This is a genomic window from Erwinia aphidicola (assembly GCF_014773485.1).
Taxonomy (GTDB): domain Bacteria; phylum Pseudomonadota; class Gammaproteobacteria; order Enterobacterales; family Enterobacteriaceae; genus Erwinia; species Erwinia aphidicola.
In genome coordinates, this window is the sequence record NZ_JACXBP010000002.1 from 24,754 (window position 1) to 49,860 (window position 25,107).

At 55.7% G+C, this 25,107-nt stretch carries 22 protein-coding genes; 8 read left to right on the forward strand and 14 right to left on the reverse strand.

What is annotated here, in order from left to right:
* The 10 genes from skp to rpsB all read right to left on the reverse strand — a co-directional run bounded on the left by skp (position 1) and on the right by rpsB (position 11,046).
* Complete coding sequence (gene skp / locus ID864_RS04560) at positions 1-498, reverse strand: molecular chaperone Skp (protein ID WP_048915000.1); 498 nt, start codon at positions 496-498, stop codon at positions 1-3.
* A 124-nt stretch (positions 499-622) separates the two neighbouring features.
* Entirely contained in the window at positions 623-3,028 is a 2,406-nt protein-coding gene (gene bamA, locus ID864_RS04565; protein ID WP_048914999.1) for an outer membrane protein assembly factor BamA, read from the reverse strand.
* Between the two features lie 55 nt (positions 3,029-3,083).
* On the reverse strand, positions 3,084-4,433 hold the full coding sequence (gene rseP / locus ID864_RS04570; RefSeq protein ID WP_048914998.1) for a sigma E protease regulator RseP: 1,350 nt from the start codon (positions 4,431-4,433) through the stop codon (positions 3,084-3,086).
* Positions 4,434-4,442: 9 nt separating this feature from the next.
* Positions 4,443-5,300, reverse strand: coding sequence for a phosphatidate cytidylyltransferase (gene cdsA / locus ID864_RS04575; RefSeq protein WP_099754165.1), 858 nt, complete (start codon positions 5,298-5,300; stop codon positions 4,443-4,445).
* A gap of 18 nt (positions 5,301-5,318) precedes the next feature.
* Entirely contained in the window at positions 5,319-6,071 is a 753-nt protein-coding gene (gene ispU, locus ID864_RS04580; RefSeq protein WP_048914996.1) for a (2E,6E)-farnesyl-diphosphate-specific ditrans,polycis-undecaprenyl-diphosphate synthase, read from the reverse strand.
* Positions 6,072-6,244: 173 nt separating this feature from the next.
* Positions 6,245-7,459 (reverse strand): 1-deoxy-D-xylulose-5-phosphate reductoisomerase, encoded by a 1,215-nt coding sequence (ispC, locus tag ID864_RS04585; RefSeq protein WP_048914995.1) that lies wholly within the window; start codon positions 7,457-7,459, stop codon positions 6,245-6,247.
* 134 nt (positions 7,460-7,593) lie between these two features.
* Positions 7,594-8,151, reverse strand: a complete 558-nt coding sequence (gene frr / locus ID864_RS04590; protein WP_048914994.1) for a ribosome recycling factor — start codon at positions 8,149-8,151, stop codon at positions 7,594-7,596.
* A gap of 266 nt (positions 8,152-8,417) precedes the next feature.
* Complete coding sequence (gene pyrH / locus ID864_RS04595) at positions 8,418-9,143, reverse strand: UMP kinase (RefSeq protein ID WP_048914993.1); 726 nt, start codon at positions 9,141-9,143, stop codon at positions 8,418-8,420.
* Between the two features lie 154 nt (positions 9,144-9,297).
* The gene (gene tsf / locus ID864_RS04600) at positions 9,298-10,149 is read right to left on the reverse strand and encodes a translation elongation factor Ts (protein ID WP_048914992.1); all 852 of its coding nucleotides are present in this window, start codon (positions 10,147-10,149) and stop codon (positions 9,298-9,300) included.
* A 171-nt stretch (positions 10,150-10,320) separates the two neighbouring features.
* The gene (gene rpsB, locus ID864_RS04605) at positions 10,321-11,046 is read right to left on the reverse strand and encodes a 30S ribosomal protein S2 (RefSeq protein WP_048914991.1); all 726 of its coding nucleotides are present in this window, start codon (positions 11,044-11,046) and stop codon (positions 10,321-10,323) included.
* Between the two features lie 375 nt (positions 11,047-11,421).
* Between rpsB and map the strand changes: the two genes are divergently transcribed.
* From map to ID864_RS04625, 4 genes are all read left to right on the forward strand, one after another.
* Positions 11,422-12,213 (forward strand): type I methionyl aminopeptidase, encoded by a 792-nt coding sequence (gene map, locus ID864_RS04610; protein ID WP_099754164.1) that lies wholly within the window; start codon positions 11,422-11,424, stop codon positions 12,211-12,213.
* Between the two features lie 91 nt (positions 12,214-12,304).
* On the forward strand, positions 12,305-14,962 hold the full coding sequence (gene glnD, locus ID864_RS04615; RefSeq protein ID WP_048914989.1) for a bifunctional uridylyltransferase/uridylyl-removing protein GlnD: 2,658 nt from the start codon (positions 12,305-12,307) through the stop codon (positions 14,960-14,962).
* Between the two features lie 96 nt (positions 14,963-15,058).
* A complete protein-coding gene (gene dapD, locus ID864_RS04620; RefSeq protein ID WP_048914988.1) occupies positions 15,059-15,883 on the forward strand; it encodes a 2,3,4,5-tetrahydropyridine-2,6-dicarboxylate N-succinyltransferase in 825 nt (274 codons plus the stop codon).
* 232 nt (positions 15,884-16,115) lie between these two features.
* The gene (locus ID864_RS04625) at positions 16,116-16,508 is read left to right on the forward strand and encodes a DUF3461 family protein (RefSeq protein WP_048914987.1); all 393 of its coding nucleotides are present in this window, start codon (positions 16,116-16,118) and stop codon (positions 16,506-16,508) included.
* Positions 16,509-16,605: 97 nt separating this feature from the next.
* On the opposite strand, the gene degP is transcribed toward ID864_RS04625, so the two are convergent.
* Together degP and dgt are read right to left on the reverse strand one after the other, a co-directional pair.
* Entirely contained in the window at positions 16,606-18,048 is a 1,443-nt protein-coding gene (degP, locus tag ID864_RS04630; protein WP_048914986.1) for a serine endoprotease DegP, read from the reverse strand.
* 140 nt (positions 18,049-18,188) lie between these two features.
* Positions 18,189-19,694: a dGTPase gene (gene dgt / locus ID864_RS04635; protein WP_048914985.1), complete on the reverse strand. Its 1,506-nt coding sequence runs from the start codon at positions 19,692-19,694 to the stop codon at positions 18,189-18,191.
* 119 nt (positions 19,695-19,813) lie between these two features.
* Here dgt and mtnN point away from each other — a divergent pair, with 119 nt between their 5' ends.
* The 3 genes from mtnN to ID864_RS04650 all read left to right on the forward strand — a co-directional run bounded on the left by mtnN (position 19,814) and on the right by ID864_RS04650 (position 21,699).
* Positions 19,814-20,512 carry a 5'-methylthioadenosine/S-adenosylhomocysteine nucleosidase gene (gene mtnN / locus ID864_RS04640; RefSeq protein WP_048914984.1) on the forward strand — a complete coding sequence of 233 codons (699 nt, stop codon included), beginning with the start codon at positions 19,814-19,816 and terminating at the stop codon, positions 20,510-20,512.
* The gene (gene btuF, locus ID864_RS04645; protein ID WP_048914983.1) at positions 20,505-21,332 is read left to right on the forward strand and encodes a vitamin B12 ABC transporter substrate-binding protein BtuF; all 828 of its coding nucleotides are present in this window, start codon (positions 20,505-20,507) and stop codon (positions 21,330-21,332) included. The genes mtnN and btuF overlap by 8 nt, the downstream gene beginning before the upstream one ends.
* 118 nt (positions 21,333-21,450) lie before the next feature.
* On the forward strand, positions 21,451-21,699 hold the full coding sequence (locus ID864_RS04650) for a hypothetical protein (protein ID WP_048914982.1): 249 nt from the start codon (positions 21,451-21,453) through the stop codon (positions 21,697-21,699).
* Between the two features lie 54 nt (positions 21,700-21,753).
* On the opposite strand, the gene erpA is transcribed toward ID864_RS04650, so the two are convergent.
* The gene (gene erpA / locus ID864_RS04655) at positions 21,754-22,098 is read right to left on the reverse strand and encodes an iron-sulfur cluster insertion protein ErpA (RefSeq protein ID WP_048914981.1); all 345 of its coding nucleotides are present in this window, start codon (positions 22,096-22,098) and stop codon (positions 21,754-21,756) included.
* Between the two features lie 96 nt (positions 22,099-22,194).
* Complete coding sequence (gene clcA, locus ID864_RS04660) at positions 22,195-23,610, reverse strand: H(+)/Cl(-) exchange transporter ClcA (RefSeq protein WP_048914980.1); 1,416 nt, start codon at positions 23,608-23,610, stop codon at positions 22,195-22,197.
* A gap of 169 nt (positions 23,611-23,779) precedes the next feature.
* On the opposite strand from clcA, the gene hemL reads away from it, so the two are divergent.
* A complete protein-coding gene (gene hemL, locus ID864_RS04665) occupies positions 23,780-25,060 on the forward strand; it encodes a glutamate-1-semialdehyde 2,1-aminomutase (RefSeq protein WP_191149494.1) in 1,281 nt (426 codons plus the stop codon).
* Positions 25,061-25,107 lie beyond the last annotated feature (47 nt).

Genomic DNA, 25,107 nt, shown 5'->3' on the forward strand with positions numbered 1-25,107 from the left:
TTATTTAACCTGTTTCAGAACATCAGCAGTGATGTCTTTAGATTTAGCAGCATAAGCAACCGCGTTCTGATCGATAACAACGTCATAACCTTCGTCATCAGCAACTTTCTGCACGGCGTCCTGGATACGGCTCAGGATTTTATTACGCTCTTCCATCTGACGACGGCGGTTGTCCTGCTCGAAAGCCTGAGCTTTCGTGGAGAAGGCTTCACGCTGTGCCATCACGTCTTTTTCCATCTTGCTGCGATCGCTCGCCTTCATGGTCGAGCCGTCACGCTGCAGACGCTGCATTTTGGCTTGCAGATCGCGTTCCATACCCTGCAACTCGGTTGCACGGCCTTTGAACTCGTTTTCCAACTGTTTCGCAACGGTCGCACGCGCTGGTAACTGTTGGAAAATGCTGGAAACGTTCACCACTGCAATTTTATCAGCAGCCTGAGCACCGGCGGAAACCGCCAGAGCAATACCCAGACCTGCGGCACACAACAACTTTTTCACTATAAAACTCCTTACCATCAACGTTTGTGTCACGGACACATGTGTTGCGCTTTATCGTGGCCCGCGTACGGGCCAGGATTAAACAGCGCGATACTCTCTTGCTACGCTTCCGTGCAAAGGCGAATTACCAGGTTTTACCAATGTTAAACTGGAACTGTTCGGCCTTATCTCCGTCATACTTTTTGAATGGCTGAGCGTATGAGAACACCAGCGGCCCCAGCGGCGACATCCATTGCAGTGCCAGACCGGCTGACATACGGATGTTGCTTGGATCGCTATAGTCTGGGATACCCGCCGCACGAGTTTCGGCAGTGTTTTCCCATTTGGTATCCCAAACGGTACCCGCATCAACAAACAGCGAGGTACGGACTGAGTTAGCATACTTCTCACTCAGGAACGGCGTTGGTGTAATCAGCTCGGCGCTGGCAACAGCCATCGCGTTACCGCCGATAGCATCATCGGAATTACATACCGGGCTGCTGCCAGAACAATCGGAAGAACCGTTGTTCAGGTAAGCCGCTTTCGGGCCGATGTTGTTAGAACGGAACCCACGTACGGAGCTGGAACCACCGGCGTAGAAGTTCTCGTAGAACGGCATCTCTTTACCGTTCAGACCATCGCCATAGCCTACGCGACCACGTCCCAACAGCACCCAGGTACGATCCTGATTCAGCGGCAGATACTGTTGTGTATCCAGCGTAGCCTTGTAGAAGGCATTATCAGAACCCGGAATAGTCACTTTACCATTCAGGTTAGTACGGTTACCTGACGTTGGGAAGAATCCGCGGTCAAGGGTGTTGTACGTCCAGCCGTAGTTAAAGGTGAAGTCATCCGCCGAGAAATCTTCATCGCCGGTCAGCGATGGGTTTTTCCCGACAGAGCGCAGGTAACGCCACATGGCGATCTGCGGCTGCATGTTGGAGAGGCTGTTATGCACATAGCCCAGACCCACACGCAGGGTGTTATTTTCATTGACCGGGAAGCCCAGCGTGCCGTCTACACCGTAACTCTTGTTGGTATAGTCAGACAGATCGGCATCATCCGCTTTAAAGTCGTTATAGAAAACACGACCGCCCAGGCTGACACCGTCGACCGTGAAGTACGGGTCGGTCAGTGAGAATTCAGCATAGGTCTGATAGTCATTCTTGGTTCCGCTGATGCCAACGGTATTACCGGTGCCGAGCCAGTTATCCTGGGTCACGCCAGCCTGGAAGCTGACGCCGCTTTCGGTACCGTAACCGACGCCGAAGTTCAGCGTACCGGTGTTACGCTCTTTCACCTTGTAGACCACGTCAACCTGGTCAGGTGAACCCGGCACACGCTGGGTTTCGGTATCAACGGTTTCGAAGTAGCCGAGGCGATTCAGACGTTCTTTACCCTGCTCAACCAGATTGCTGCCTAACCAGGCACCTTCCATCTGGCGCATTTCACGGCGCAGTACGGAATCTTTCGAGGTATCGTTGCCCTCAAAGCGCACTTTACGCACGTAGTAACGGTTACCGGCGTCCACGTTGATACGCAGTTTAACGGTCTTGTTCGCGTCGTCGATTTCAGGCTGCGTCTGTACGCGTGGATACGCGTAGCCGTAACGGCCCAGCAGCTTCTTGATATCGTCTTCAATGCGCGTCACTTTCGAGCCGTTGTAAAGCTCACCCGGGGTGATTTTGCTCAACGTTTCGATTTCGGCAGAGTGCCCCGCCAGGTTACCGCTAACGGTCACACCTGAAAGCTTGTACTGATCGCCTTCGTTGATGTTCACCGTGATGTAGATACCCTTTTTGTCCGGCGTCAGGCTGACCTGCGTCGAATCAATGTTGAAACGGGCATAACCGCGGTCCAGATAGAAGCTGCGCAGAGTTTCAAGGTCACCGGCCAGTTTTTGCTTCTGGTACTTACGGTCACCCACCACGTTCCACCATGGCACCTCATCACGCAGCTGGAAGCGGGAGATCAGTTCATCGGAGCTGTAGGCCTTGTTACCGACGATATTGATCTGCTGGATCTTCGCAGAAACCCCTTCGGTAAACACCAGCTTCAGGTCAACACGGTTACGCGGCAGCGGAGTAACAACGGCTTTGACGCTGGCGCTGTATTTACCCACGCTGTAGTAGAAGTCTTCCAGGCCTTTCTCAATGGAGGAGATCGTGGTGCGATCCAGTGCTTCACCCACGCGCACGCCAGAGGCTTCGAGGTTCTGCTTGAGCATATCTTCTTTCACCGCTTTGTTGCCGGAGAAAGTGATGCTGGCAATCGTTGGGCGCTCTTTCACCTGAACGATCAGCGTGCCGCCGTCGCGCAGGACCTGAACATCCTCAAAATTCCCGGTCGCAAACAGCGCGCGAATGGTGTTACTGAGATCTTCATCGGAGACAGTGTCCCCAACGCGGACGGGCATACTGAGCAATGCCGCACCGACGGCGACTCGCTGCAGGCCTTCGAAATGAATATCCTTCACTACGAATCCGTCTGCACCGTATACGGTAGCGCTGCTAAGCAGCAGCGACGCTATGAGCAACTTTTTCATCGCCATCGTGTTTATGCATTCTTCCTAACTGGTTCTCGCGAATAGTTTGCCTGCTGGCAGACTATAGCCTTGAGAAATCATTGAATAGCGCAAGCCCCATTAACAGCACCAGCACAATCGAGCCGATACGATAACTGAAGTCCTGAACTCGCTCGGACACCGGCCCTCCCTTGATCTTTTCGATCAGCAGGAACAGCAAATGACCACCATCTAACACCGGCAGTGGGAACAGATTGATAATCCCCAGGTTCACGCTAATCAGAGCGAGGAACATCAGGTAGTAAATCAAACCATATTCCGCTGACATCCCAGCTCCCTGCGCGATCGAAATCGGGCCGCTGAGATTGTTCAACTTCACATCACCGACAATCAGTTTGCCTAGCATGCTTACCGTAAGCTTCATCAGCTGCCAGGTTTTTTCACTGGCCTCACCGATTGCTGCAAACGGGCCATACTGACGCACCGTTCTGTACTCATCTGGCAGAGGGACAATGCGCGGGATAACGCCGGCAAACCCTTCTGCTTTGTTACGAGGATTTACGTCCGGCGTCAGCGTCAAATCGACGGTGCTGCCCTGACGTTCTACCTCCAGCGCAATTTCTGTACCTGGATTGTCACGCACGGTGGCAACAAAACTTTGCCACTGGTCCAAAGGCTGACCATCGACTTTAACGATCCTGTCGCCCGCTTGCAAACCTGCCTTGCTGGCAGCGGAGTTCTTCTGCACCTGCGCCAGCACCGATTCGATCTGCGGGCCGCGCGGCTGGATGCCCAGTGAAGCCACCGGATCCTGCTTGTCTGGCTCAAAGTGCCAGTTGCGCAGGTTCACGGTTTTATCACGGGTCTGCTCGCTGCCAAATGGGGCGACGGTAACGACGGTACTCTCGTCGCCAATTCTCGCCACCAGCGCCATGCGCACAGCATCCCAATCAGGCGTTTCGATACCGTCAACGGCTTTAAGTTCCGTTCCTGGCGCAATTTGAGCTTCTGCGGCAGGTGAACCGCTCACTATTTCGCCAACCACCGGGCGCACGCCAGGTACGCCGATGATAAACACCAGCCAGTAAGCAAAAATGGCAAAGATGAAATTCGCTATCGGGCCAGCGCTGATAATCGCGGCACGTTGCAAAATGGTTTTATTGTTGAAGGCCTGATGGCGCAGTTCCGGCGGCACGCTCTCGACGCGCTCATCCAGCATCTTGACATAGCCGCCGAGCGGGATCAGTGCGATAACATACTCGGTACCCTGCTTGTCAGTGCGCCGCCACAGCGCTTTGCCAAAGCCAATCGAAAAACGTTCGACTTTTACGCCACAGCGGCGGGCCACCCAAAAGTGGCCGAACTCATGCACGGTGATTAAAATCCCCAGCGCAACGATAAATGCAGCAAAACTCCAGAGTACGCTCAGCATAGTGTTTCCCTACAGCGTCCCAAAGACCAGCAACAGCAGGCAGGCAAATACCGGTACCGCAGCGGTGAGGCTGTCAATACGGTCGAGAATGCCGCCATGCCCGGGGATCAGGCTCCCGCTATCTTTGATGCCCGCTTCACGCTTGAACATACTCTCGGTCAGGTCACCCAGCACCGAGGCCAGCGCGGCGATAATCGAGCAAATCAGCAGTGTTGCAAGCGATACCTGCAGCGGGGCAAACACGCTGAACAGCCAGGAGATCAGTGCCGACGTCGCCAACCCGCCGAGGAAGCCTTCCCAGGTTTTGCCCGGTGAGACTTTTGGTGCGAGTTTGTGCTTGCCGAACAGCTTGCCAAACATATAAGCACCGGAGTCCGCTCCCCATACGAGAACCATCACGTACAGCAGCCACCAGGCGCCGGCAAAGTGGTCTTCCTGGTAGTGATACTGGCGCAGCGCCAGCATGCCCCAGAAGAACGGCACGATAGTCAACAGACCGAATATCAGGCGAATGGCGCGTGAATGGCGCCAGAAGGTAGCAGAATGGGGATAGAACAGCACCAGCGCCAGCGCGACGATCCACCAACCGAGGGAAGCCCAAAGTGGGCCGCCAATCTGTGGCAGATGCACGGAGTGCTGGTAAGCAGGCAGTGTGAACAGCATAAAGGCCAGCAGCAGTCCGCACAGCAGCGCCAGCCAGACGCGCTGTGAGCGCGCTGCAAAGCCTGCCAGCTGGCCCCATTCCCATGCGGCCAGCATGCAGATCGCTAACAGGGTGATGGCAAACCCTAACGGCGGCAGCAAGAACAGCGCTGCAATGACGATGGGAATCAATATAAACGCGGTAATCAGGCGAGACTTTAACAAAGATTACCCCCAGTGCGCTTATGCGCCGCCGGGTGCTGCGCCGCCAAACCGGCGCTCTCGTTGTGCAAACGCATTCAGTGCACCTTCAAAAACTTGTTCATCAAAATCAGGCCAAAGAGTATCGGTAAACCAAAACTCTGCATAGGCGACTTGCCACAGCAGGAAGTTACTGATCCGATGCTCTCCCCCGGTCCTTATTACCAGATCCACAGGCGCCAGTTCATTCAGGCAGAGATGCGGTGCCAGGCTCTCTTCTTCGATCTGATCCGGTCGAAGAAGCCCTTCCTGGACCTGCTCTGCAATTTTTCTGACGCCATGGATAATATCCCAACGACCGCCATAATTTGCGGCTATGTTGAGCGTTAGTCCATTATTTTGTTGAGTAAGTTCCTCAGCACGGCGAATACGCTCCTGTAAACGAGCATTAAATCGGCCGATATCGCCGATAATTTTCAACCGGACATTGTGCTTGTGCAGACTTTTAACTTCGCTGTCGAGTGCCCAGACGAACAACTCCATCAGCGCTAAAACTTCCTGCTGTGGACGATTCCAGTTTTCGCTACTGAAGGCATAAAGCGTGAGCGCATCCAGCTTATTGCTGACGGCAAAACTCACGGCGCGGCGCACGGATTTCACTCCCGCTTTATGACCAGAAATACGCAGCTTGCCCTGGTTTTTAGCCCAGCGGCCATTGCCATCCATAATGATGGCCACATGGCGGGGACCGTTCCCCTGCTGGTCATCGGTTTTTAATTGATTTTCGGACGACATAACGCGTAACTATTTCCTTATTCAGAAATACAACGGCTTCTGAAATATCTCACCCGCCCGGCGCAAATGAACCGTACAAATACGATTCGCTTATCCGCTTTATCACGTCGCTGGCTCTGGACGGTGGGGCAAGACTATACCACCTCCGCCCAGCGCTCACAAATGGCGGCGCGTTAAAACGCGCTGACTCGCCCTGCCGCAAAACGTGGCAGCAGCGCTGTCGCTGCTGCGCGTGCCTCGCCGTCAATGGCAATCACCGCCTCAACGCTTTGCGGTTCATGACACTGCAGCGTTTCCAGCACCGCCACATTCAGCGCGGCGATATCGGTAAAGCGGATTTCAGACGCGAGGAAAGCGGCCACCGCAATCTCATTTGCCGCATTCAGCGTGGTGGTCGCCGCCTGCCCGGTGATACTGGCATCAATCGCCAGCTTCAGGCAGGGGTAACGTGCGTAATCAGGTTCAGCAAAGGTCATTGCCGACATGCGCGTAAAATCGAGTGGTTGGGCACCTGAGTTTACGCGCTGCGGCCAGGCCATGGCATGAGCGATTGGCGTACGCATATCCGGCGAACCGAGCTGGGCAATGACGCTGCCATCACGGTAGCGCACCATCGAATGGATCACCGACTGCGGATGCAGAATGACTTCCATCTGGGCGTCTGTGGCATTAAACAGCCAGCGGGCTTCGATATATTCCAGGCCTTTATTCATCATGGTGGCCGAATCAACGGAGATTTTTCTCCCCATCGTCCAGTTAGGATGCGCACACGCCTGGTCGGGCGTCATATGGCTTAATTCAGCCAGCGGCGTGTCACGAAACGGGCCACCTGACCCCGTGAGGATAATGCTATCAATGCCATTATCCTCCAGAGAAGCGTACCCTAACTGCTGCTGGAGGGAAGCAGGCAAACTCTGAAAAATGGCGTTGTGCTCGCTGTCGATGGGCAACAGCTGGGCGCCGGAAGCGCTCACCGCCTCCAGAAAAAGGCGGCCGCAGGTGACAAGCGACTCTTTATTCGCCAGCAGCACCTGTTTTCCCGCGCGAATTGCGGCCAGGGTAGGCAATAATCCTGCCGCGCCGACAATTGCCGCCATCACCTGGTCAACATCATCCAGCGCGGCCAGATCGCAGACCGCCTGCTCGCCGCTCATGACTTCGGTCGCCAGATTGAGCTCTTTCAGACGAAGTCGCAGAGCGGCGGCCGCCCCGCTGTCTGACATCGCGGCATAAGTCGGGCGAAATTCAACGCACTGTTCAACCATCAGTTCGACGTTACGCCCGGCAACCAGTGCTTTAATGGCGAACAGATGGGGGTTAGCGCGCACGACGCCAAGCGTACTGGTACCAATAGATCCGGTTGAACCGAGGATGGTCAATTGCTTCATGAGGTTGCTCTGTATAAACCCGCTCAGGAGAAGAATCACCCTCTGCCGGGAAAGTTAACAAACGCAAAACGCCGCCAGACTGACCCTTCATACGAACGGTAATCTGTGCGGCGTTTCATCGGATTATGATGGGATCAGAAGTCCATCAGCTCCGCTTCTTTCTCTGCCAGCGCAGCATCAATTTTCTTGATACCGACGTCGGTCATTTTCTGGATCTCTTCCTGTGAGCGACGATCGTCGTCTTCACTGATCTCTTTGTCTTTCAGCAGCGCTTTCACTTTGTCGTTAGCATCACGACGCACGTTACGCACGGATACGCGGCCCTGCTCGGCTTCGCCGCGCACGATCTTGATCAGATCTTTACGACGCTCTTCGGTCAGCGCTGGCAGCGGGACGCGAATATCGGTGCCCGCTGACATTGGGTTCAGGCCCAGGTCGGAAGACATGATCGCTTTTTCAACTGCGTTGCTGATAGAACGGTCAAACACGTTGATTTTCAGCGTGCGGGAGTCTTCTACCGTGACGCTTGCCAGCTGGCGCAGCGGAGTAGCAGAACCGTAGTAATCAACCATGATACCGTCGAGGATAGCCGGAGATGCACGGCCAGTACGGATCTTGCTGATGTTGTTTTTGAATGCTTCTACGCATTTTTCCATGCGTACTTCTGCATCTTTCTTGATGTCGTTAATCACGTTGAAACCCTTGGATTCTGTTTGATCCACCAGCTTTCGACAGTGCCGAAAGCCGTTCAAATGCATTTAAAGATAACTCTGAGAGGCAGTATACTCTAAATATTTCGAGTCCCCTCATGGGGCCTACTGTTGGTGCAGGAAGGCGGCAAGTTCGTGAATCGCCAGCAGCATAGATCACTATGTGACTGGGGTGGACGAGCGTAGCCAACGCACATGCAGCTTGAAATATGACGAGTAATATACCTTATTTTAACCGCAGACTGATATCAATGCGTAATCAGCGTGCCTTCTTTTTCACCCATCACAACGCGACGCAGTGCGCCCGGCTTGTTCATATTGAACACGCGGATAGGCAGTGAATGGTCGCGAGCCAGCGTAAAGGCGGCCAGATCCATCACTTTCAGCTCTTTTTCCAGCACTTCGCTGTAGGTCAGCTGTTCGTGCAGGGTTGCATCCGGGTTCTTCACCGGGTCGGCAGAGTAAACGCCGTCAACCTTGGTCGCTTTCAGCACCACATCGGCTTCGATTTCGATGCCGCGCAGGCAGGCTGCGGAGTCAGTGGTAAAGAATGGGTTACCGGTACCGGCGGAGAAAATCACCACGCGGTTGTTGCGCAGCAGGCTAATAGCTTCAGCCCAGCTGTAGTTGTCGCACACGCCGTTCAGTGGAATAGCGGACATCAAACGGGCATTGACGTAGGCACGGTGAAGTGCATCACGCATCGCCAGGCCATTCATCACGGTTGCCAGCATACCCATGTGGTCGCCGACAACGCGGTTCATGCCTGCCTGCGCCAGGCCAGCACCACGGAACAGATTACCACCACCGATCACCACACCTACCTGAATGCCCAGCTCTACCAGTTCTTTGACTTCCTGAGCCATGCGATCCAGCACGCTGGCATCGATGCCAAAGCCTTCAGCGCCTTGCAGGGCTTCGCCACTCAGTTTCAGAAGAATACGTTGATATACAGGTTTTGCATTGGTCGCCATGGTTTTTTTCCTGGAAGCTATGTCGAAAAGGGGTGTTGACTGTGTGCGGTATCATCCTAAAAGCGCCAGAGAAATGCTATTGGGATGAGACTGAAAATGCGCTGTCGAAAGACAGGCAAAAAAGAACCGCCGTTTGGCGGTTCTTTTAGAGCAATTAAGACTGCTTGGACATCGCCGCAACTTCTGCTGCGAAATCGGTCTCAGCTTTCTCAATGCCTTCACCCACTTCGAAGCGGATGAAGTTAGTGACGTCTGCATTTTTCTCTTTCAGTGCCTGACCCACAGTTTTTGATGGGTCAATAACGAAAGGCTGGCCAGTCAGAGAAACTTCACCGGTGAATTTCTTCATGCGGCCTTCAACCATTTTCTCAGCGATCTCTTTTGGCTTACCAGACTGCATCGCGATGTCCAGCTGAACCTGGTACTCTTTCTCTACCACTTCAGCAGACACGTCTTCTGGCTTAACGAATTCTGGCTTGCTCGCGGCAACGTGCATAGCCAGCTGCTTAACCAGCTCTTCATCAGCATTGGTAGCGGCAATCAGAACGCCGATACGCGCGCCGTGCAGGTAGGTACCCAGCAGGTCGCCTTCCAGGCTTGCAACGCGACGAATGTTGATGTTCTCACCGATTTTAGCAACCAGTGCAACACGCTCTTCTTCGAACTGGGCTTTCAGCACTTCAACATCAGTGATTTTACCGGCAACAGCCGCGTCCAGCACTTTGTCAGCGAATGCCTGGAAACCAGCATCTTTAGCAACGAAGTCAGTCTGGCAGTTAACTTCCAGAATCACACCGTAGTTGCCTTCGATTTTGGTTTTGATCACGCCGTCAGCAGCCACGTTGCCTGCTTTCTTAGCCGCTTTGATTGCGCCAGATTTACGCATGTTCTCAATGGCCAGCTCGATGTCGCCATTGGCTTCAGTCAGCGCTTTCTTACAATCCATCATGCCAGCGCCAGTGCGCTCGCGCAGTTCTTTTACCAGAGCAGCGGTAATATCAGCCATTCTCTAATCCTCGGTTAGCTCAGCATCTGCAATTACAGAAGCCTTAACGGGAAACATTCTGCCCCGCTGAATTTTCTTTCAGCAAAGCGAACTCGAAAAAATAAAGGGGCCACAAAGGCCCCTTACAGATTCACATCTGATTTTTAAGGGCTCTTAACAGAGCAAGCCTTATTACTCAGCTTCAGCGAAGGTTTCTTCTGCCTGCTGAGCCAGGTCCTGAGAGCGACCTTCACGTACAGTGGTAGCCACTGCAGTCAGGTACAGGCTAACAGCACGGATTGCATCGTCATTACCTGGGATAATGTAGTCAACACCGTCTGGATCAGAGTTGGTATCAACGATAGCGAACACTGGGATACCCAGGTTGTTTGCTTCTTTGATAGCAATGTGTTCGTGGTCTGCATCGACAACAAACAGTGCGTCTGGCAGGCCGCCCATGTCTTTGATACCGCCCAGGCTGTTTTCCAGCTTGGCCAGTTCACGAGCGCGCATCAGCGCTTCTTTCTTAGTCAGTTTGTCGAAGGTGCCATCCTGAGACTGAGTTTCCAGATCTTTCAGACGTTTGATTGACTGACGAACGGTTTTCCAGTTAGTCAGCATACCACCCAACCAGCGGTGATTAACGAAGAACTGGTCGCAGCTCAGAGCGTGCTCTTTTACCGCTTCGCTTGCAGCGCGCTTAGTACCAACAAACAGAATCTTACCTTTACGGGAAGAGATCTTGCTCAGCTCAGCCAGGGCTTCGTTGAACATTGGTACAGTTTTCTCAAGGTTGATGATGTGAACTTTGTTACGCGCGCCGAAGATGAATGGCTTCATTTTCGGGTTCCAGTAACGGGTCTGGTGACCGAAGTGTACACCGGCCTTGAGCATGTCGCGCATGGAAACAGTTGCCATGATTACCTCTATAGATATAGTTTGGGGTTAAGCCTCCACGTATCCCGTACAACCGACCCATCGGCTCTTTCGAACCAGCAAGGCACCCCGGCGTAGGTGTCGATACGTGTGTGTTATTTACACATAGTGAGATTTATGCGTTTCTCAATCTGGCGAAGAGACTCACCGAACAGAGAATCGTCGGCGCGCTTTATACCATAAAGCCGCAGCTGTAGCCAACTATTGTTACCCTTGCGGCCCGAATTAAATGACTGCCGCAGGCCACAGCATGGCTGAGACCACAAACTGCAATTGGCAGCGTCGGGGCAGGCTGATACCATTGCAGCACTTTCTTTATATTATTGTCGACAATGACGACAAATGTGGACCGAATGAATGGCTATCTCAATTAAAACCCCTGAAGAAATCGAAAAAATGCGCGTTGCCGGTCGCCTGGCGGCTGAAGTGCTTGAGATGATTGAAGAGCACGTCAAGCCTGGCGTCAGCACCGGTGAGCTGGACCGTATCTGCCACGATCACATCGTCAACAAGCAGCATGCGGTCTCCGCCAGCCTCGGCTATCACGGCTTCCCGAAATCCGTCTGTATTTCGGTCAATGAAGTGGTGTGCCACGGTATTCCGAGCGACGAAAAAATTCTGAAGGATGGCGATATCGTCAATATCGACGTCACCGTAATCAAAGATGAGTATCACGGCGATACCTCAACCATGTTTATCGTGGGTAAACCGACGATTCAGGGCGAGCGCCTGTGCCGCGTCACCCAGGAGAGCCTCTACCTGGCCCTGCGTATGGTGAAGCCGGGTATCCGCCTGCGCACTATCGGTCGTGAGATCCAGAAGTTTGTAGAGGCGCAGGACTTCTCCGTCGTGCGTGAGTACTGCGGCCACGGTATCGGTAAAGGCTTCCACGAAGAGCCGCAGGTACTGCACTACGACGCAGATGACGGCGGCGTGGTGCTGCAGGCCGGTATGGCCTTTACCATCGAACCGATGGTTAACGCCGGTGATTACCGTATCCGCAGCATGAAAGATGGCTGGACCGTAAAAACCAAAGATCGCAGCTTGTCCGCACAGTACGAACACACTATTGTGGTAACGGAAAACGGCTGCGAAATTATGACGCTGCGTAAAGATGACACCATCCCGGCGATTCTGGTTGCGGAATAGTTACAGGGGCTGACCTTCTTTTCCCGGTTAGCCCGCATGCAGAATACCAGGCCGGCGCAAGCCGGTTTTTTTATGTCTTAGGGGCGGTGAAATGAATAAAGATGTAACTGAAGCCAGCATCCTGAAAAAGCTCACCAAAGCGCCACGACGCTGGGAAGACCGCGAGCTAAATCGCGATACGCTGAAGCATCACCTTGATGTTTTCCAGCAGCATCTGGCCGCCGCGTTCGACGCCGGGCAGGACGTGGAAAGCCTGATCGATGCGCGCACCCTGTTTATTGACCGCCTGCTGCGGCGGCTGTGGCGCTTCTTTGGCTTCCCGGAAAAAGAGGGCGTCGCGCTGGTCGCCGTTGGCGGCTATGGCCGTGGCGAGCTGCACCCGCTCTCCGATATTGACGTACTGATCCTCAGCCGCAAACCGCTGTCAGACGAAGATGCCCAGCGCACCAGCGATCTGCTAACCCTGATGTGGGACCTGAAGCTGGAAGTTGGCCACAGCGTGCGCACCCTCGAAGAGTGCCTGCTGGAGGGGCTGTCCGACCTCACCGTCGCCACCAACCTGATTGAATCGCGCATGCTGACCGGCGACCTTGCGCTATTCCTCGAGTTGCAGAAGAACATTTTCAGCGATGGCTTCTGGCCTTCTGACCGCTTCTTCGCCGCCAAAATCGAAGAGCAGCAGGAGCGCCACCAGCGCTACCACGGCACCAGCTACAACCTGGAGCCGGATATCAAAAGCAGTCCCGGTGGCCTGCGCGATATCCACACGCTGCTGTGGGTCGCCCGCCGCCACTTCGGCGCCACTTCGCTTGACGATATGGTTGGCTTTGGTTTCCTGACCGAAGCCGAGCGTAATGAACTCAACGAATGCCAGAGCATGCTGTGGCGTATCCGCTTCGCCCTGCACCTCACCCTCACCCGCTACGACAACCGCCTGCTGTTTGACCGCCAGCTCAACGTGGCCCAGCGTCTTAACTATCAGGGTGACGTCAATGAACCTGTCGAGCGCATGATGAAGGACTTTTTCCGCGTCACGCGCCGCGTCGGTGAACTCAACCAGATGCTGCTGCAGCTGTTTGATGAGGCTATCCTCGCGCTCGGCACCGACGAGAAACCGCGGCCGATGGATGAGGAATTCCAGCTGCGCGGCACCCTGATTGACCTGCGGGATGAGACCCTGTTCGCCCGGCAGCCGGAAGCGATCATGCGCATGTTCTGGGCGATGGTGCGCACGCCGAAAATTACCGGTATTTACTCCACTACCCTGCGCCACCTGCGCCACGCGCGCCGCAATCTGACGCAGCCGCTCTGTACCATCCCGCAGGCGCGTGAGCTGTTCCTGTCGATCCTGCGGCACCCAGGCGCGGTGAGCCGGGCACTGGTGCCAATGCACCGCCACAGCGTGCTGTGGGCCTACATGCCGCAGTGGAGTAACATTGTCGGCCAGATGCAGTTTGACCTGTTCCATGCTTATACCGTTGATGAGCACACCATTCGCGTGCTGCAAAAGCTGGAAAGCTTTGCCGACGAACGCACCCGCCCGCGCCACCCGCTGTGCGTGGAGCTGTGGCCACGCCTGCCGCAGCTGGAGCTGCTGCTGATGGCGGCACTGTTCCACGATATCGCCAAAGGGCGCGGCGGTGACCACTCGATCCTCGGCGCGCAGGACGCGCTGGAGTTCGCCGAAATGCACGGCCTGAATTCACGCGAAACCCAGCTGGTTGCCTGGCTGGTGCGCCACCACCTGCTGATGTCGGTGACCGCCCAGCGCCGCGATATTCAGGACCCGACGGAGATCCAGCAGTTCGCTGAAGTGATGCAGAACGAAAGTCGCCTGCGTTACCTGGTGTGCCTGACGGTGGCGGATATCTGCGCCACCAATGAAACGCTGTGGAACAGCTGGAAGCAGAGCCTGATACGCGAACTGTTCTTCGCCACCGAGAAGCAGCTGCGGCGCGGCATGGAGAACAGCCCCGACCTGCGCGAGCGCGTACGCCACCACCGCCTGCAGGCGCTGGCGCTGCTGCGCATGGACAACATCGATGAAGAGGCCCTGCACCGTATCTGGGGCCGCTGCCGCGCAGACTATTTCCTGCGCCACACGCCTAACCAGCTGGCCTGGCATGCGCGCCACCTGATGAATCACGACCTCAGCAAGCCGCTGATCCTCGTCAGCCCGCAGGCGACACGCGGCGGCACCGAGATCTTTATCTGGAGCCCGGATCGTCCCTACCTGTTTGCCACCGTAGCCGGGGAGCTGGATCGCCGTAACCTCAGCGTTCACGATGCGCAGATCTTTACCAGCCGCGACGGCATGGCAATGGATACCTTTATCGTGCTGGAGCCGGACGGTAGCCCGCTGGCGCCGGATCGCCATGAGATGATCCGCCAGGCGCTGGAGCAGGCGATCTGTCAAACTCACTGGCAGCCGCCGCGCATGCGCCGGCAGTCGGCAAGGTTGAAGCATTTTAGCGTTGATACCGCGGTGAATTTCTTACCCACACATACTGACAGACGAACGTATCTGGAATTAGTGGCGCTCGATCAGCCCGGGTTACTGGCACGCGTTGGCGAAGTGTTTGCCGACTTAAACGTGTCGCTGCACGGCGCGCGCATCAGCACCATCGGCGAACGCGTCGAGGATTTATTTATCCTCGCCAACAGCGATCGTCGGGCATTAGACGCAGATTTGCGCGAAGTGCTGCAACAACGGTTGACAGAGGCCCTTAATCCAAACGATAAAGTGTGACCCAGATTTACTTTTTATCAGTGCCAGCGCGTGATTCTGCCGCAGCGGAATCGTTTTCGTTGAATATGCGTCGGCAAAACCAGGAAGAGACTAACTATGCAACAGTTACAGAGTGTTATTGAGGCTGCTTTCGAGCGCCGTGCGGACATTACCCCAGCCAACGCGGATACCGTTACCCGTGAAGCGGTTAACCAGGTTATTGCCCTGCTCGACAGCGGTGCCCTGCGCGTGGCTGAGAAGATCGACGGTCAGTGGGTGACTCACCAGTGGCTGAAGAAAGCGGTGCTGCTCTCTTTCCGCATCAATGACAATCAGGTAATGGAAGGCGCTGAAAGCCGCTACTACGACAAAGTCCCGATGAAATTCGCCGACTATGACGAAGCGCGCTTTAAGAAAGAGGGCTTCCGCGTGGTGCCACCTGCCGCCGTGCGTCAGGGTGCATTTATCGCCCGTAACACCGTGCTGATGCCTTCTTACGTCAACATTGGTGCCTATGTTGATGAAGGCTCGATGGTGGATACCTGGGCGACCGTGGGCTCCTGTGCGCAGATTGGTAAAAACGTGCACCTGTCCGGCGGCGTGGGCATCGGTGGCGTACTGGAGCCTCTGCAGGCCAACCCGACAATCATCGAAGACAACTGCTTTATCGGCGCCCGTTCTGAGATCGTTGAAGGCGTGATCGTGGAAGAAGGCTCGGTGATCTCAATGGGCGTTTATATCGGCCAGAGCACCAAAATCTTTGACCGCGAAACCGGCGAAGTCCACTTCGGTCGCGTTCCGGCGGGTTCAGTAGTGGTTTCCGGCAACCTGCCATCCAAAGACGGTACCTACAGCCTGTACTGTGCGGTGATTGTGAAAAAGGTTGACGCCAAAACCCTCGGCAAAACCGGCATCAACGAACTGCTGCGTACCATCGACTAATCTCGTCTGCGGGCTGCCACGGCGGCCCGCCCTCTCCTGTAACGTTAACTTTACGTTTCTTCTACGAACTACCTCTTTCACGCCGCGAAACAAGTGATGCTATTGCGCACAATCTGAGCCATAATCCGCGCCAGAAAAATCCTGTTCTTAAATTAACCGATCCTTTTCCGTTTTTCGGATAGCGACTACATTGATCGCATCTGGATCGAGTGTCTCCTTAAAGGAAAATGCTATGTACGATAATTTGAAAGGTCTGGGCATTGCAACGCCGGAAGATATCGACCGTTACAGCCTGCGTCAGGAAGCGAACAACGACATCCTGAAAATCTATTTCCGCAAAGACAAAGGCGAGTTCTTTGCCAAGAGCGTGAAATTTAAATATCCGCGTCAGCGTAAAACTGTGGTGGCTGATAATGCCAGCCAGGGTTACAAAGAAGTGCAGGAAATTAGCCCTAATCTGCGCTATGTGATTGACGAACTGGATCAGATTTGCCAGCGCGATCAGGTAGAAGTCGATCTGAAACGTAAAATTCTCGACGACCTGCGTCATCTGGAAAGCGTTGTTTCAAATAAGATCGCAGAAATTGAATCAGACCTGGATAAACTGACCCGCAACGGTCGTTAAAATAAATAAGGGGTGACCAGAAAAAAGGTCTCCCCTTACGCTTAAAGTCCAGTGTAAGGGCGGCCCCTCTTTTTCGGTCCGCCCTTTTCGACATCATTTACTGCATCAGCAGGTAAATGCTGCTGTCGCCACGCTGAATATTCAGCGCCAGTACCGATGGCTTAGTATCCAGGATTTTGCGCAGCTCACCCAGATTAGCAATTGCCTGCTGGTTAACGCCCAGGATCACATCGTCTTTCTTCAGACCGATGCGCGCCGCCGCAGAACCGGCCTTCACGCTATCCACCTTCACGCCTTTGGTTCCCTTCGCATCGTAGTTGCTCAGGTTAGCGCCTTCAATACCGGTGTAGATAGTACCGGAATCGACCTTGGCTGCGGTGCTCTGCTGCAGCGCCACGTTAACCTTCATCGGCTTACCGTCGCGGATCAGGCCCAGCTCCATTTTGGTGCCAACCGGCAGCGAGCCGACTTCAGCACGCAGCGCCGCAAAGCTGGAAATTGGCTTGTTGTTGAGAGAAACGATCACGTCCCCGGCTTTAATGCCCGCTTCCGCAGCGGAAGATTTAGGCAGCACCTGGCTGACAAATGCACCGCGCTGCGCGTCGACCTTCATCGCTTTCGCCAGCTCAGAGTTCAGCTCGGTGCCCATAATCCCCAGCTCGCCGCGTTTCACTTGGCCATACTCAACCATCTGACCGGTCAGGTTTTTCACCATGTTACTTGGGATAGCAAAGCCGATACCGATGTTGCCGCCGTCTGGCGCCAGGATCGCGGTATTAATCCCGATCAGCTCACCGTTCAGGTTCACCAGCGCACCGCCGGAGTTACCGCGGTTGATCGCCGCATCGGTCTGGATAAAGTTTTCGTAGTTTTCCACATTCAGGCCGCTGCGGCCAAGCGCAGAGACGATCCCCGAGGTGACCGTTTCACCCAGGCCGTACGGGTTACCGATCGCCACGGTGTAGTCACCCACGCGCAGCGCATCTGAATCGGCAATTTTAATCGCGGTGAGACCTTTGGCATCTTTCAGCTGAATCAGTGCGATATCGGAACGCGGATCTTTACCAATCACTTTGGCGTCAAATTTACGCCCGTCGCTCAGCTGCACCTGAATTTTGGTGGCGTTATCTACCACGTGGTTATTGGTGACCACATAGCCTTTAGCGGCATCAATCACTACGCCAGAGCCGAGCGCTTTGAATTTCTGCTGCTGGGTATCTGCTCCGCCGTTGCCTTCCGCCCCGCCGCCCTGACACATTGGTGAGGACTGGAACGGCGAACCGTCCTGACAGAATGGCGAGTTGTCGCCGAAGAACTGCTGGAACTGCTGCGGCATACGCTGCGTGCGCACCGTGGTGCTGCCTTCAACATTGATACTGACCACCGACGGCATCACTTTTTCCAGCATCGGTGCCAGGCTTGGCAACTGCTGAGTGGGCGTAGAAGATGAGGCGGTTTCAGCAGCGCTGGCAGATAACGGGCTCATTGCCAGCCCAATGCTCATGGCAAGGGCACTTAATACTAACGTGGTTTTTTTCATTAGATGGATTCTCAAGTATTCAGTTAAATAACCATTGCTGTGGTTGTGATGATGAGATTAACTTTTTAGCGCTAAGTTCATGTTTAAATATTAGGGAAAGGTAAAAAAGTATTGGCTCCCTTTACAAAACTCAGCACAGCTTATTCCACGGCCATCAGACGCCGATACTCATCCCAGGCGTACAGATCGGTCATCCCGCTAATGTAATCCTGTAACAGGCGCGCGCGATAATAGTATTCCCAGATAGCCTCTTCGTTTGGCGTTTTATCCAGTTTTTCCACGGCTTCACTGTAGGCGAGGCGAAAACGCGTTGAGAGTTTGTGAAACAGCCGCGTTTCAATCGGATACCCCTTCAGATAATCCTTCTCATTCAACTCGCTAAATTCTTCGCGCGTTAACAGCAGCAGCGGGCGGTATATATCCAGCAGGCCGCTGATAACCCGATACCCCTGCAATTCCAGCTGCTCAACTTCCGGATGATTAAATACGTGGCGGAAGGCGACTTTTTTGAAAATATCCAGCAGCAGGCTGTGAGGACTGCCATCTTCCAGCAGCGCCTCGTTGAAATCACCATGATAGACCGCGGGCAGATGATCGATGAAACGGCTGGCGGCGTGCGGCACGAGCTCCGCGACAGTATTGACGCGCAGATACATAAAGAACTGATCCTCGCGACTGAGGTTGGTCTGGCGGCTGCGTGATTTCTCCAGCGCGGTGGTCACCACCGTGGCAAACAGATCGCCCTGCTGATGATTCGGCCAGAGCTGGGACAGATGTTCATACAGCTGCTCAACGCTGAAGATTTTTTTCTCCACGGCATCTTCCAGATCCGCCACGCAGTAGGAGATATCGTCGGCCGCTTCCATGATATAGGTCAGCGGAAAACGGCTGTGCGGCTGCAGATCCAGCTGCTCGCGCAGGCGGCTGACATACTCCTCTTCCGCCAGATAGTAGCCGGGCTTTTTCATTAAATAGCTGTGGCTGTCCGGAACCGGACCGCTGTGCCAGGCCGGGCGAGTGTATTTCAAAATGCAGCCCACCTGCGCCCAGGTCAGATTCATCTTCATCAGCGTGTGCACCATGCGGATCGCCTGCGCATTGCCCTCGAAGTGCGACAAATCCTGACGAATATTTGCACGCAGCTCGTTCAGCCCATCGTCGCAGTGACGCAGCACCTCGGGCACACAGCGGTCGGGGCGCTGGCTCTCCGGCTGCCAGCCCGCATCCAGCTGCTGACGGAACCAGTCGTTGATCGCCGACTCGCCGAAATGACCAAACGGCGGATTGCCGATATCGTGCATCAGGCAGGCCATCTCGACGATGCTTTCAAACGGCGCGGTCAGCTGCGCCAGCCCCAGCGCGGCCAGCTGGCCCTGCTCCTGCAGGCGCGTCAGCACCTCTTTGGCGATATAGCGCCCAACCTGCTGCACTTCAAGCGAATGCGTCAGCCGGGTACGCACGGCGGCATTGCGCTCCAGCGGGAAAACCTGGGTTTTCTGCTGCAGGCGGCGGATCGCCGCAGAGTTGATAATCCGCCCGCGATCGCTCTCAAATATGCGCAGAATTTCATGCTCATCCTTCGGCCCCTGATACGGACGATAGCGACGCTGCCAGTTAATTTTCGTGCGAAAGTCTATCGCGCTCATGCCTGTTCCCTCGGGTTAACGGTACGCATCACCGTCAGACGGATTATCACTGTAATGCTGCCATGATAGACTATGCGCCGAAATCATTGGCAAATTCTACAATTTTAGCGGGTATCCCTATGAAAGCAGGCATTATTGGTGCGATGGAACAGGAAGTTACGCTGCTGCGTGACAAAATTGAAAACCGTCAGACTCTGACCCTGGCGGGCTGTGAAATTTATACCGGAACGCTGAACGGTGTTGACGTGGCCCTGCTGAAATCCGGCATTGGTAAAGTCTCTGCCGCACTTGGCACTACCCTGCTGCTGCAGCTGTGCAAGCCGGACGTGGTAATCAATACCGGTTCCGCCGGTGGTCTCGCCTCCACGCTGAAAGTGGGCGATATCGTGGTGTCAGACGAAGTGCGCTATCACGATGCCGACGTGACCGCCTTCGGTTACGAGCCAGGCCAGATGGCCGGCTGCCCGGCGGCGTTTAAAGCTGACGACAAGCTGATTACCGCCGCAGAGCAGTGCATTGCTCAGCTGGGCCTCAACGCCGTGCGCGGCCTGGTGGTGAGCGGTGATGCCTTTATCAACGGCGCTGCCCCGCTGGCACGCATACGCAGCACCTTCCCGCAGGCGGTGGCCGTGGAAATGGAAGCGACCGCCATCGCCCACGTCTGCCATCAGTTCAACACGCCGTTCGTCGTGGTACGCGCCATCTCTGACGTAGCCGATCAGGAATCCCACCTCAGCTTTGACGAGTTCCTGGTGGTCGCCGCTAAGCAGTCTTCATTAATGGTGGAAACCCTGCTGGCCCAGCTGGCTCGTGGCTAAACGCGTTCTCCCCCTGCTGCTGCTGTGGCTGGCCTGTGCCGCCACGGCAGCGCCGCGCGTGGTTACGCTGGCCCCCAACCTGACCGAACTGGCCTTTGCAGCGGGCATTACTCCGGTTGGCGTCAGCGCATTCTCTGATTATCCGCCTGCGGCGCAGCAGATCCGCGAAGTGGCAAACTGGCAGGGGATCAATACGGAGAAGCTGCTGGCGCTGAAGCCCGACGTGGTGCTCGCCTGGCGCGGCGGCACGCCGCAGCGCCAGGCTGACCAGCTGCAGTCGCTGGGGGTGAAGGTGGTGTGGCTGGCGCCGGACTCTATCGCTGAGCTGGTCTCCAGCCTGCGCCAGCTGTCGGTTTACAGCCCGCAGCCACAGCAGGCCGAACAGGCGGCAGATCGCCTGCAGCAGCAGTTTGCCGATCTACGCCTGCGCTATGCCCGGCAGCAGCCAAAGCCGGTTTTCATGCAGTTTGGCATGCGACCGCTGTTTACGGCAGCGGGCCATACTTTGCAAAATGAAGTACTGCAGCTGTGCGGCGGGGAGAATATCTTTGCCGATGCACGAGTGCCGTGGCCGCAGGTCAGCCGCGAACAGGTTTTAGTCCGCCAGCCGCGGGCAATTGTCATCCCCGGCGATGAGGCACAGGCGCAGCAGGTGGCGCAGTTCTGGCGCCCGCAGCTTGCGGCAACGGTGATTGCTATCAATGATGACTGGCTAAGCCGCGCCGGACCGCGTATGATTCTGGCTGCGCAAAAACTGTGCAGCCAGCTATCGCTAGCCGGCAAGCCCGGAGAACGAAAAATCACCGCTATGCGTGATTAAAGATCCGGCAATATTGGCCGTTAACTAAATAACGAGGCAGCGAAATCCGTACATAATCCGCCGCCCGTTTTATTGCTTTGAGTTAATTCCCCGGTTTACACCACCAGGAAATCGTCATATGAAATCCGTTTATCTGGCTCTCGGGCTGATGATGACGGGTCATGCCTTTGCCGCTTCAACAACCGGCAGCATTGGCGTGAAATTAACCATCTACACGCAGTGCCGCGTTGATGGCAGCGCTGTTTCTGCCAGCCGCCAGCCGGATATTGCCTGTGGAGTACAGCCTGATGCCCAGCCGAAAATTACGCAAAACGTAGTTGAGGACAGTGCGGCTCAGAAAGTAAGGTTAGTTACCGTCGAATGGTAAAATTATCGAATGTAAAAAAAAGCCTCCCGGATGGGAGGCTTTCTTTAAGCGGGATCAGATGCTGAAGGAAGAACCACAACCACAGGTGGTTTTCGCATTGGGGTTGGTCACGATAAAGCGTGAACCCTCCAGCCCTTCGGTGTAATCCACCGAACCGCCCACCAGATATTGCAGGCTCATCGGGTCCACCACCAGTGCCACGCCCGATTTCTCAATCGTCATGTCACCGTCGTTAATCTTGTCGTCAAAGGTAAATCCGTACTGGAAACCGCTGCAGCCACCGCCGGTGATATACACACGCAGTTTCAGCTCCGGGTTGTCCTCATCGGAAATCAGGTTTTTGACTTTACTGGCCGCCGCATCGGTAAATTGCAGGGGCAGTGCTACATCGTCGCTCATGTGATACTCCAGTATGCTTTCAGGCCGGGTGCCTGACAGGTCACAAATCGACCATAATTGTTGTCATTATCTTACACACGGGTAGAGCAATCAAGCTCAGGCTGTACCACCCTGTGCGGTGGCATTGGCCGCTTCCTGTTTCTGCTGCTTAGCCAGAGTGCGGGCAAGCAGGGAGGAATACAAGGGCTGGCCGCCAAGAAACTGCGCCAGCAGCGTCGCCCCCAGGCAGGTAATAATCATCGGCAGGATCAGCTGGTAGTTGTCCGTCATCTCCAGCACCAGCACAATGCCGGTCAGCGGTGCGCGCACCGACGCAGCAAATAGCGCCCCCATTCCGGCAATAGCGAAGGTCGCCGCCTGCAAGTGATACTCCGGCAGCAGGGCCGCGCTGACAAGGCCAAACGCCGTGCCAAGCACCGTGCCGAGCGCCAGCATCGGGGCAAAAATCCCGCCGGGCGCGCCGGAGCAGAAACAGAGCAGCGTGGTCGCCAGACGAATGATAAAAATAAACAGCAGCGTTCCGGCGGTGTAATTTCCTGCCGCCACCAGCGGGATCAGCCCGGAGCCGCCGCCGGAAGCCGCAGGCATGACCAGCCCCAGCACGCCGCAGATGCCCCCCAGCAGCGCCCCGATCAGCAGCACCTTACTCATCCTGCCACCGTGCAGGCGTTGAAACAGATCCTGAATGCGAAAGATCAGCTGATTAAACGTCACGCCCACCACGCCAATGACCATCCCCAGCAGCAGGTAGAGCCACAGCGTATTCACCGGCGCATCCGACAGCCGCCCCACTTCGATCACCGCCCGGTCGCCGTTAAACACCCGGAACACGATGCTCGACATAATCACCCCGATAAACACCGCCTTAATCGAGATCAGGCTATAGCGAAACTGCAGGCGCATCTCTTCGATAATAAACAGGATACCGGCCAGCGGTGCGTTAAACGCCGCCGACAGCCCCGCCGCCGCCCCCGTCGCCAGCAGCGAGTGCCGCGCTTCGGTACTCTTCATGCGGAAGATATCCAGCAGCATACGGCCGATATTGCCACCCAACTGCACCGTCGGGCCTTCCCGACCCAGCACCATCCCGGCGCCGAGCGTCCCCATCCCGCCGATAAACTTCACTGGAATGACCCGCCACCAGCGCACCGGGCGCAGCTCCTCCAGCGCACCTTCGATTTCCGGGATCCCGGAACCTGCGGCTTCAGGGGCGAACGCGCGCACCAGACCATAGCCAACCGCCGCCAGCAGGGCGGACATGATAAACGCCAACGGATACATCACCAGCGGATGCTGGCTGAATGACGCCAGCAGCCCGACGCGCTGGCCGATAATCCAGTTCACCGCGTGTTCAAAGCCAACGCCGACCAGGCCGGTCAGCGTTCCGGCAATTCCGGCCATCACCAGCACCGCCAGCGGCGTTTTATCGCGCCGCAGCAGCAGGCGCAGAAAATCGCCGCGCCGGGCAGGCACCACGTGCAAATCATCAGTTGAGGTGGAGTGCTGAGTCATAGGCCATTCATTTTATTGTAAAGATTGGTCAATATCTTACCTGTTCTCGCCAGTAAAGCCCGCGCTTAATTTCTCTCTAATCGTGTCAGAATCAGCAACAGCCTTTGGCTGACTCGCGAAGTTACCTTAGAATAGACGGGTTTTTTAATGAATGATCAGGAGCGGTTCCATGAGTAAGTCTGAAAACCTGTACGCTCAGGCGCAGCAGTTAATTCCCGGCGGCGTCAACTCGCCAGTGCGAGCCTTTAACGGCGTGGGTGGCGTACCGCTGTTTATCGAACGCGCTGACGGGGCTTATCTGTTTGATGCAGACGGTAAAGCCTATATCGACTATGTCGGCTCCTGGGGCCCGATGGTACTGGGGCACAACCACCCCGCCATCCGCAACGCGGTGATTGAAGCGGCTGAACGCGGCCTGAGCTTCGGCGCTCCCACCGAGATGGAAGTGAAAATGGCGGCGCTGGTCACCGAGCTGGTGCCGACCATGGATATGGTGCGCATGGTGAACTCCGGGACTGAAGCCACCATGAGTGCGATTCGTCTGGCGCGCGGCTTTACCCATCGCGATAAAATCATCAAGTTCGAAGGCTGCTACCACGGCCACGCTGACTGCCTGCTGGTAAAGGCGGGTTCCGGCGCCCTGACTCTCGGCCAGCCTAACTCCCCTGGCGTGCCGGCGGACTTTGCCAAACATACGCTGACCTGCACTTACAACGACCTCGACTCCGTACGCGCGGCCTTTGAGCAGTATCCGCAGGAAGTGGCCTGCATCATCGTTGAGCCGGTCGCCGGCAACATGAACTGCATTCCGCCGCTGCCGGAGTTCCTGCCGGGCCTGCGTGCGCTGTGCGATGAGTTTGGTGCGCTGCTGATCATCGATGAAGTCATGACCGGCTTCCGCGTAGCGCTGGCGGGGGCGCAGGCTTATTACGGCGTGGAGCCGGACCTGACCTGCCTCGGCAAAATCATCGGCGGCGGCATGCCGGTAGGTGCCTTTGGCGGCCGTCGTGAAGTGATGGAAGCGCTGGCGCCTGGCGGCCCGGTTTACCAGGCGGGTACGCTGTCCGGCAACCCGATCGCCATGGCCGCAGGCTTCGCCTGTCTGACCGAAGTGGCGCGCACCGGTACGCATCAAACCCTGACCGAGCTGACCACCCGGTTGGCTGACGGCCTGCTGGCGGCAGCGAAAGAGGAGAATGTCCCGCTGGTGATTAACCACGTTGGCGGCATGTTCGGCCTGTTCTTCACCGACGCCGACAGCGTGACTCATTATGCCGACGTGCAGAAGTGCGACGTTGAGCGCTTTAAGCGTTTCTTCCATCTGATGCTGGAGGAGGGAGTTTATCTGGCCCCGTCCGCATTTGAGGCCGGCTTTATGTCGCTGGCGCACAGCCCGGAAGATATTCAGCGTACCATCGACGCGGCACGTCGTAGCTTCGCGAAACTGTAAACCACAATGCCATGGGCCGCTGGGCTCAAACGCTAATCTCCGGGCGG

Coding starts and splice junctions, on each gene's coding strand:
- bamA (WP_048914999.1), bottom strand. CDS start 3,028: ATGGCGATGAAAAAGTTGCTCATAGCGTCGCTGCTGCTTAGCAGCGCT.
- rseP (WP_048914998.1), bottom strand. CDS start 4,433: ATGCTGAGCGTACTCTGGAGTTTTGCTGCATTTATCGTTGCGCTGGGG.
- ispU (WP_048914996.1), bottom strand. CDS start 6,071: ATGTCGTCCGAAAATCAATTAAAAACCGATGACCAGCAGGGGAACGGT.
- ispC (WP_048914995.1), bottom strand. CDS start 7,459: ATGAAGCAATTGACCATCCTCGGTTCAACCGGATCTATTGGTACCAGT.
- pyrH (WP_048914993.1), bottom strand. CDS start 9,143: ATGGCGACCAATGCAAAACCTGTATATCAACGTATTCTTCTGAAACTG.
- tsf (WP_048914992.1), bottom strand. CDS start 10,149: ATGGCTGATATTACCGCTGCTCTGGTAAAAGAACTGCGCGAGCGCACT.
- rpsB (WP_048914991.1), bottom strand. CDS start 11,046: ATGGCAACTGTTTCCATGCGCGACATGCTCAAGGCCGGTGTACACTTC.
- map (WP_099754164.1), top strand. CDS start 11,422: ATGGCTATCTCAATTAAAACCCCTGAAGAAATCGAAAAAATGCGCGTT.
- glnD (WP_048914989.1), top strand. CDS start 12,305: ATGAATAAAGATGTAACTGAAGCCAGCATCCTGAAAAAGCTCACCAAA.
- dapD (WP_048914988.1), top strand. CDS start 15,059: ATGCAACAGTTACAGAGTGTTATTGAGGCTGCTTTCGAGCGCCGTGCG.
- ID864_RS04625 (WP_048914987.1), top strand. CDS start 16,116: ATGTACGATAATTTGAAAGGTCTGGGCATTGCAACGCCGGAAGATATC.
- degP (WP_048914986.1), bottom strand. CDS start 18,048: ATGAAAAAAACCACGTTAGTATTAAGTGCCCTTGCCATGAGCATTGGG.
- dgt (WP_048914985.1), bottom strand. CDS start 19,694: ATGAGCGCGATAGACTTTCGCACGAAAATTAACTGGCAGCGTCGCTAT.
- mtnN (WP_048914984.1), top strand. CDS start 19,814: ATGAAAGCAGGCATTATTGGTGCGATGGAACAGGAAGTTACGCTGCTG.
- ID864_RS04650 (WP_048914982.1), top strand. CDS start 21,451: ATGAAATCCGTTTATCTGGCTCTCGGGCTGATGATGACGGGTCATGCC.
- erpA (WP_048914981.1), bottom strand. CDS start 22,098: ATGAGCGACGATGTAGCACTGCCCCTGCAATTTACCGATGCGGCGGCC.
- clcA (WP_048914980.1), bottom strand. CDS start 23,610: ATGACTCAGCACTCCACCTCAACTGATGATTTGCACGTGGTGCCTGCC.
- hemL (WP_191149494.1), top strand. CDS start 23,780: ATGAGTAAGTCTGAAAACCTGTACGCTCAGGCGCAGCAGTTAATTCCC.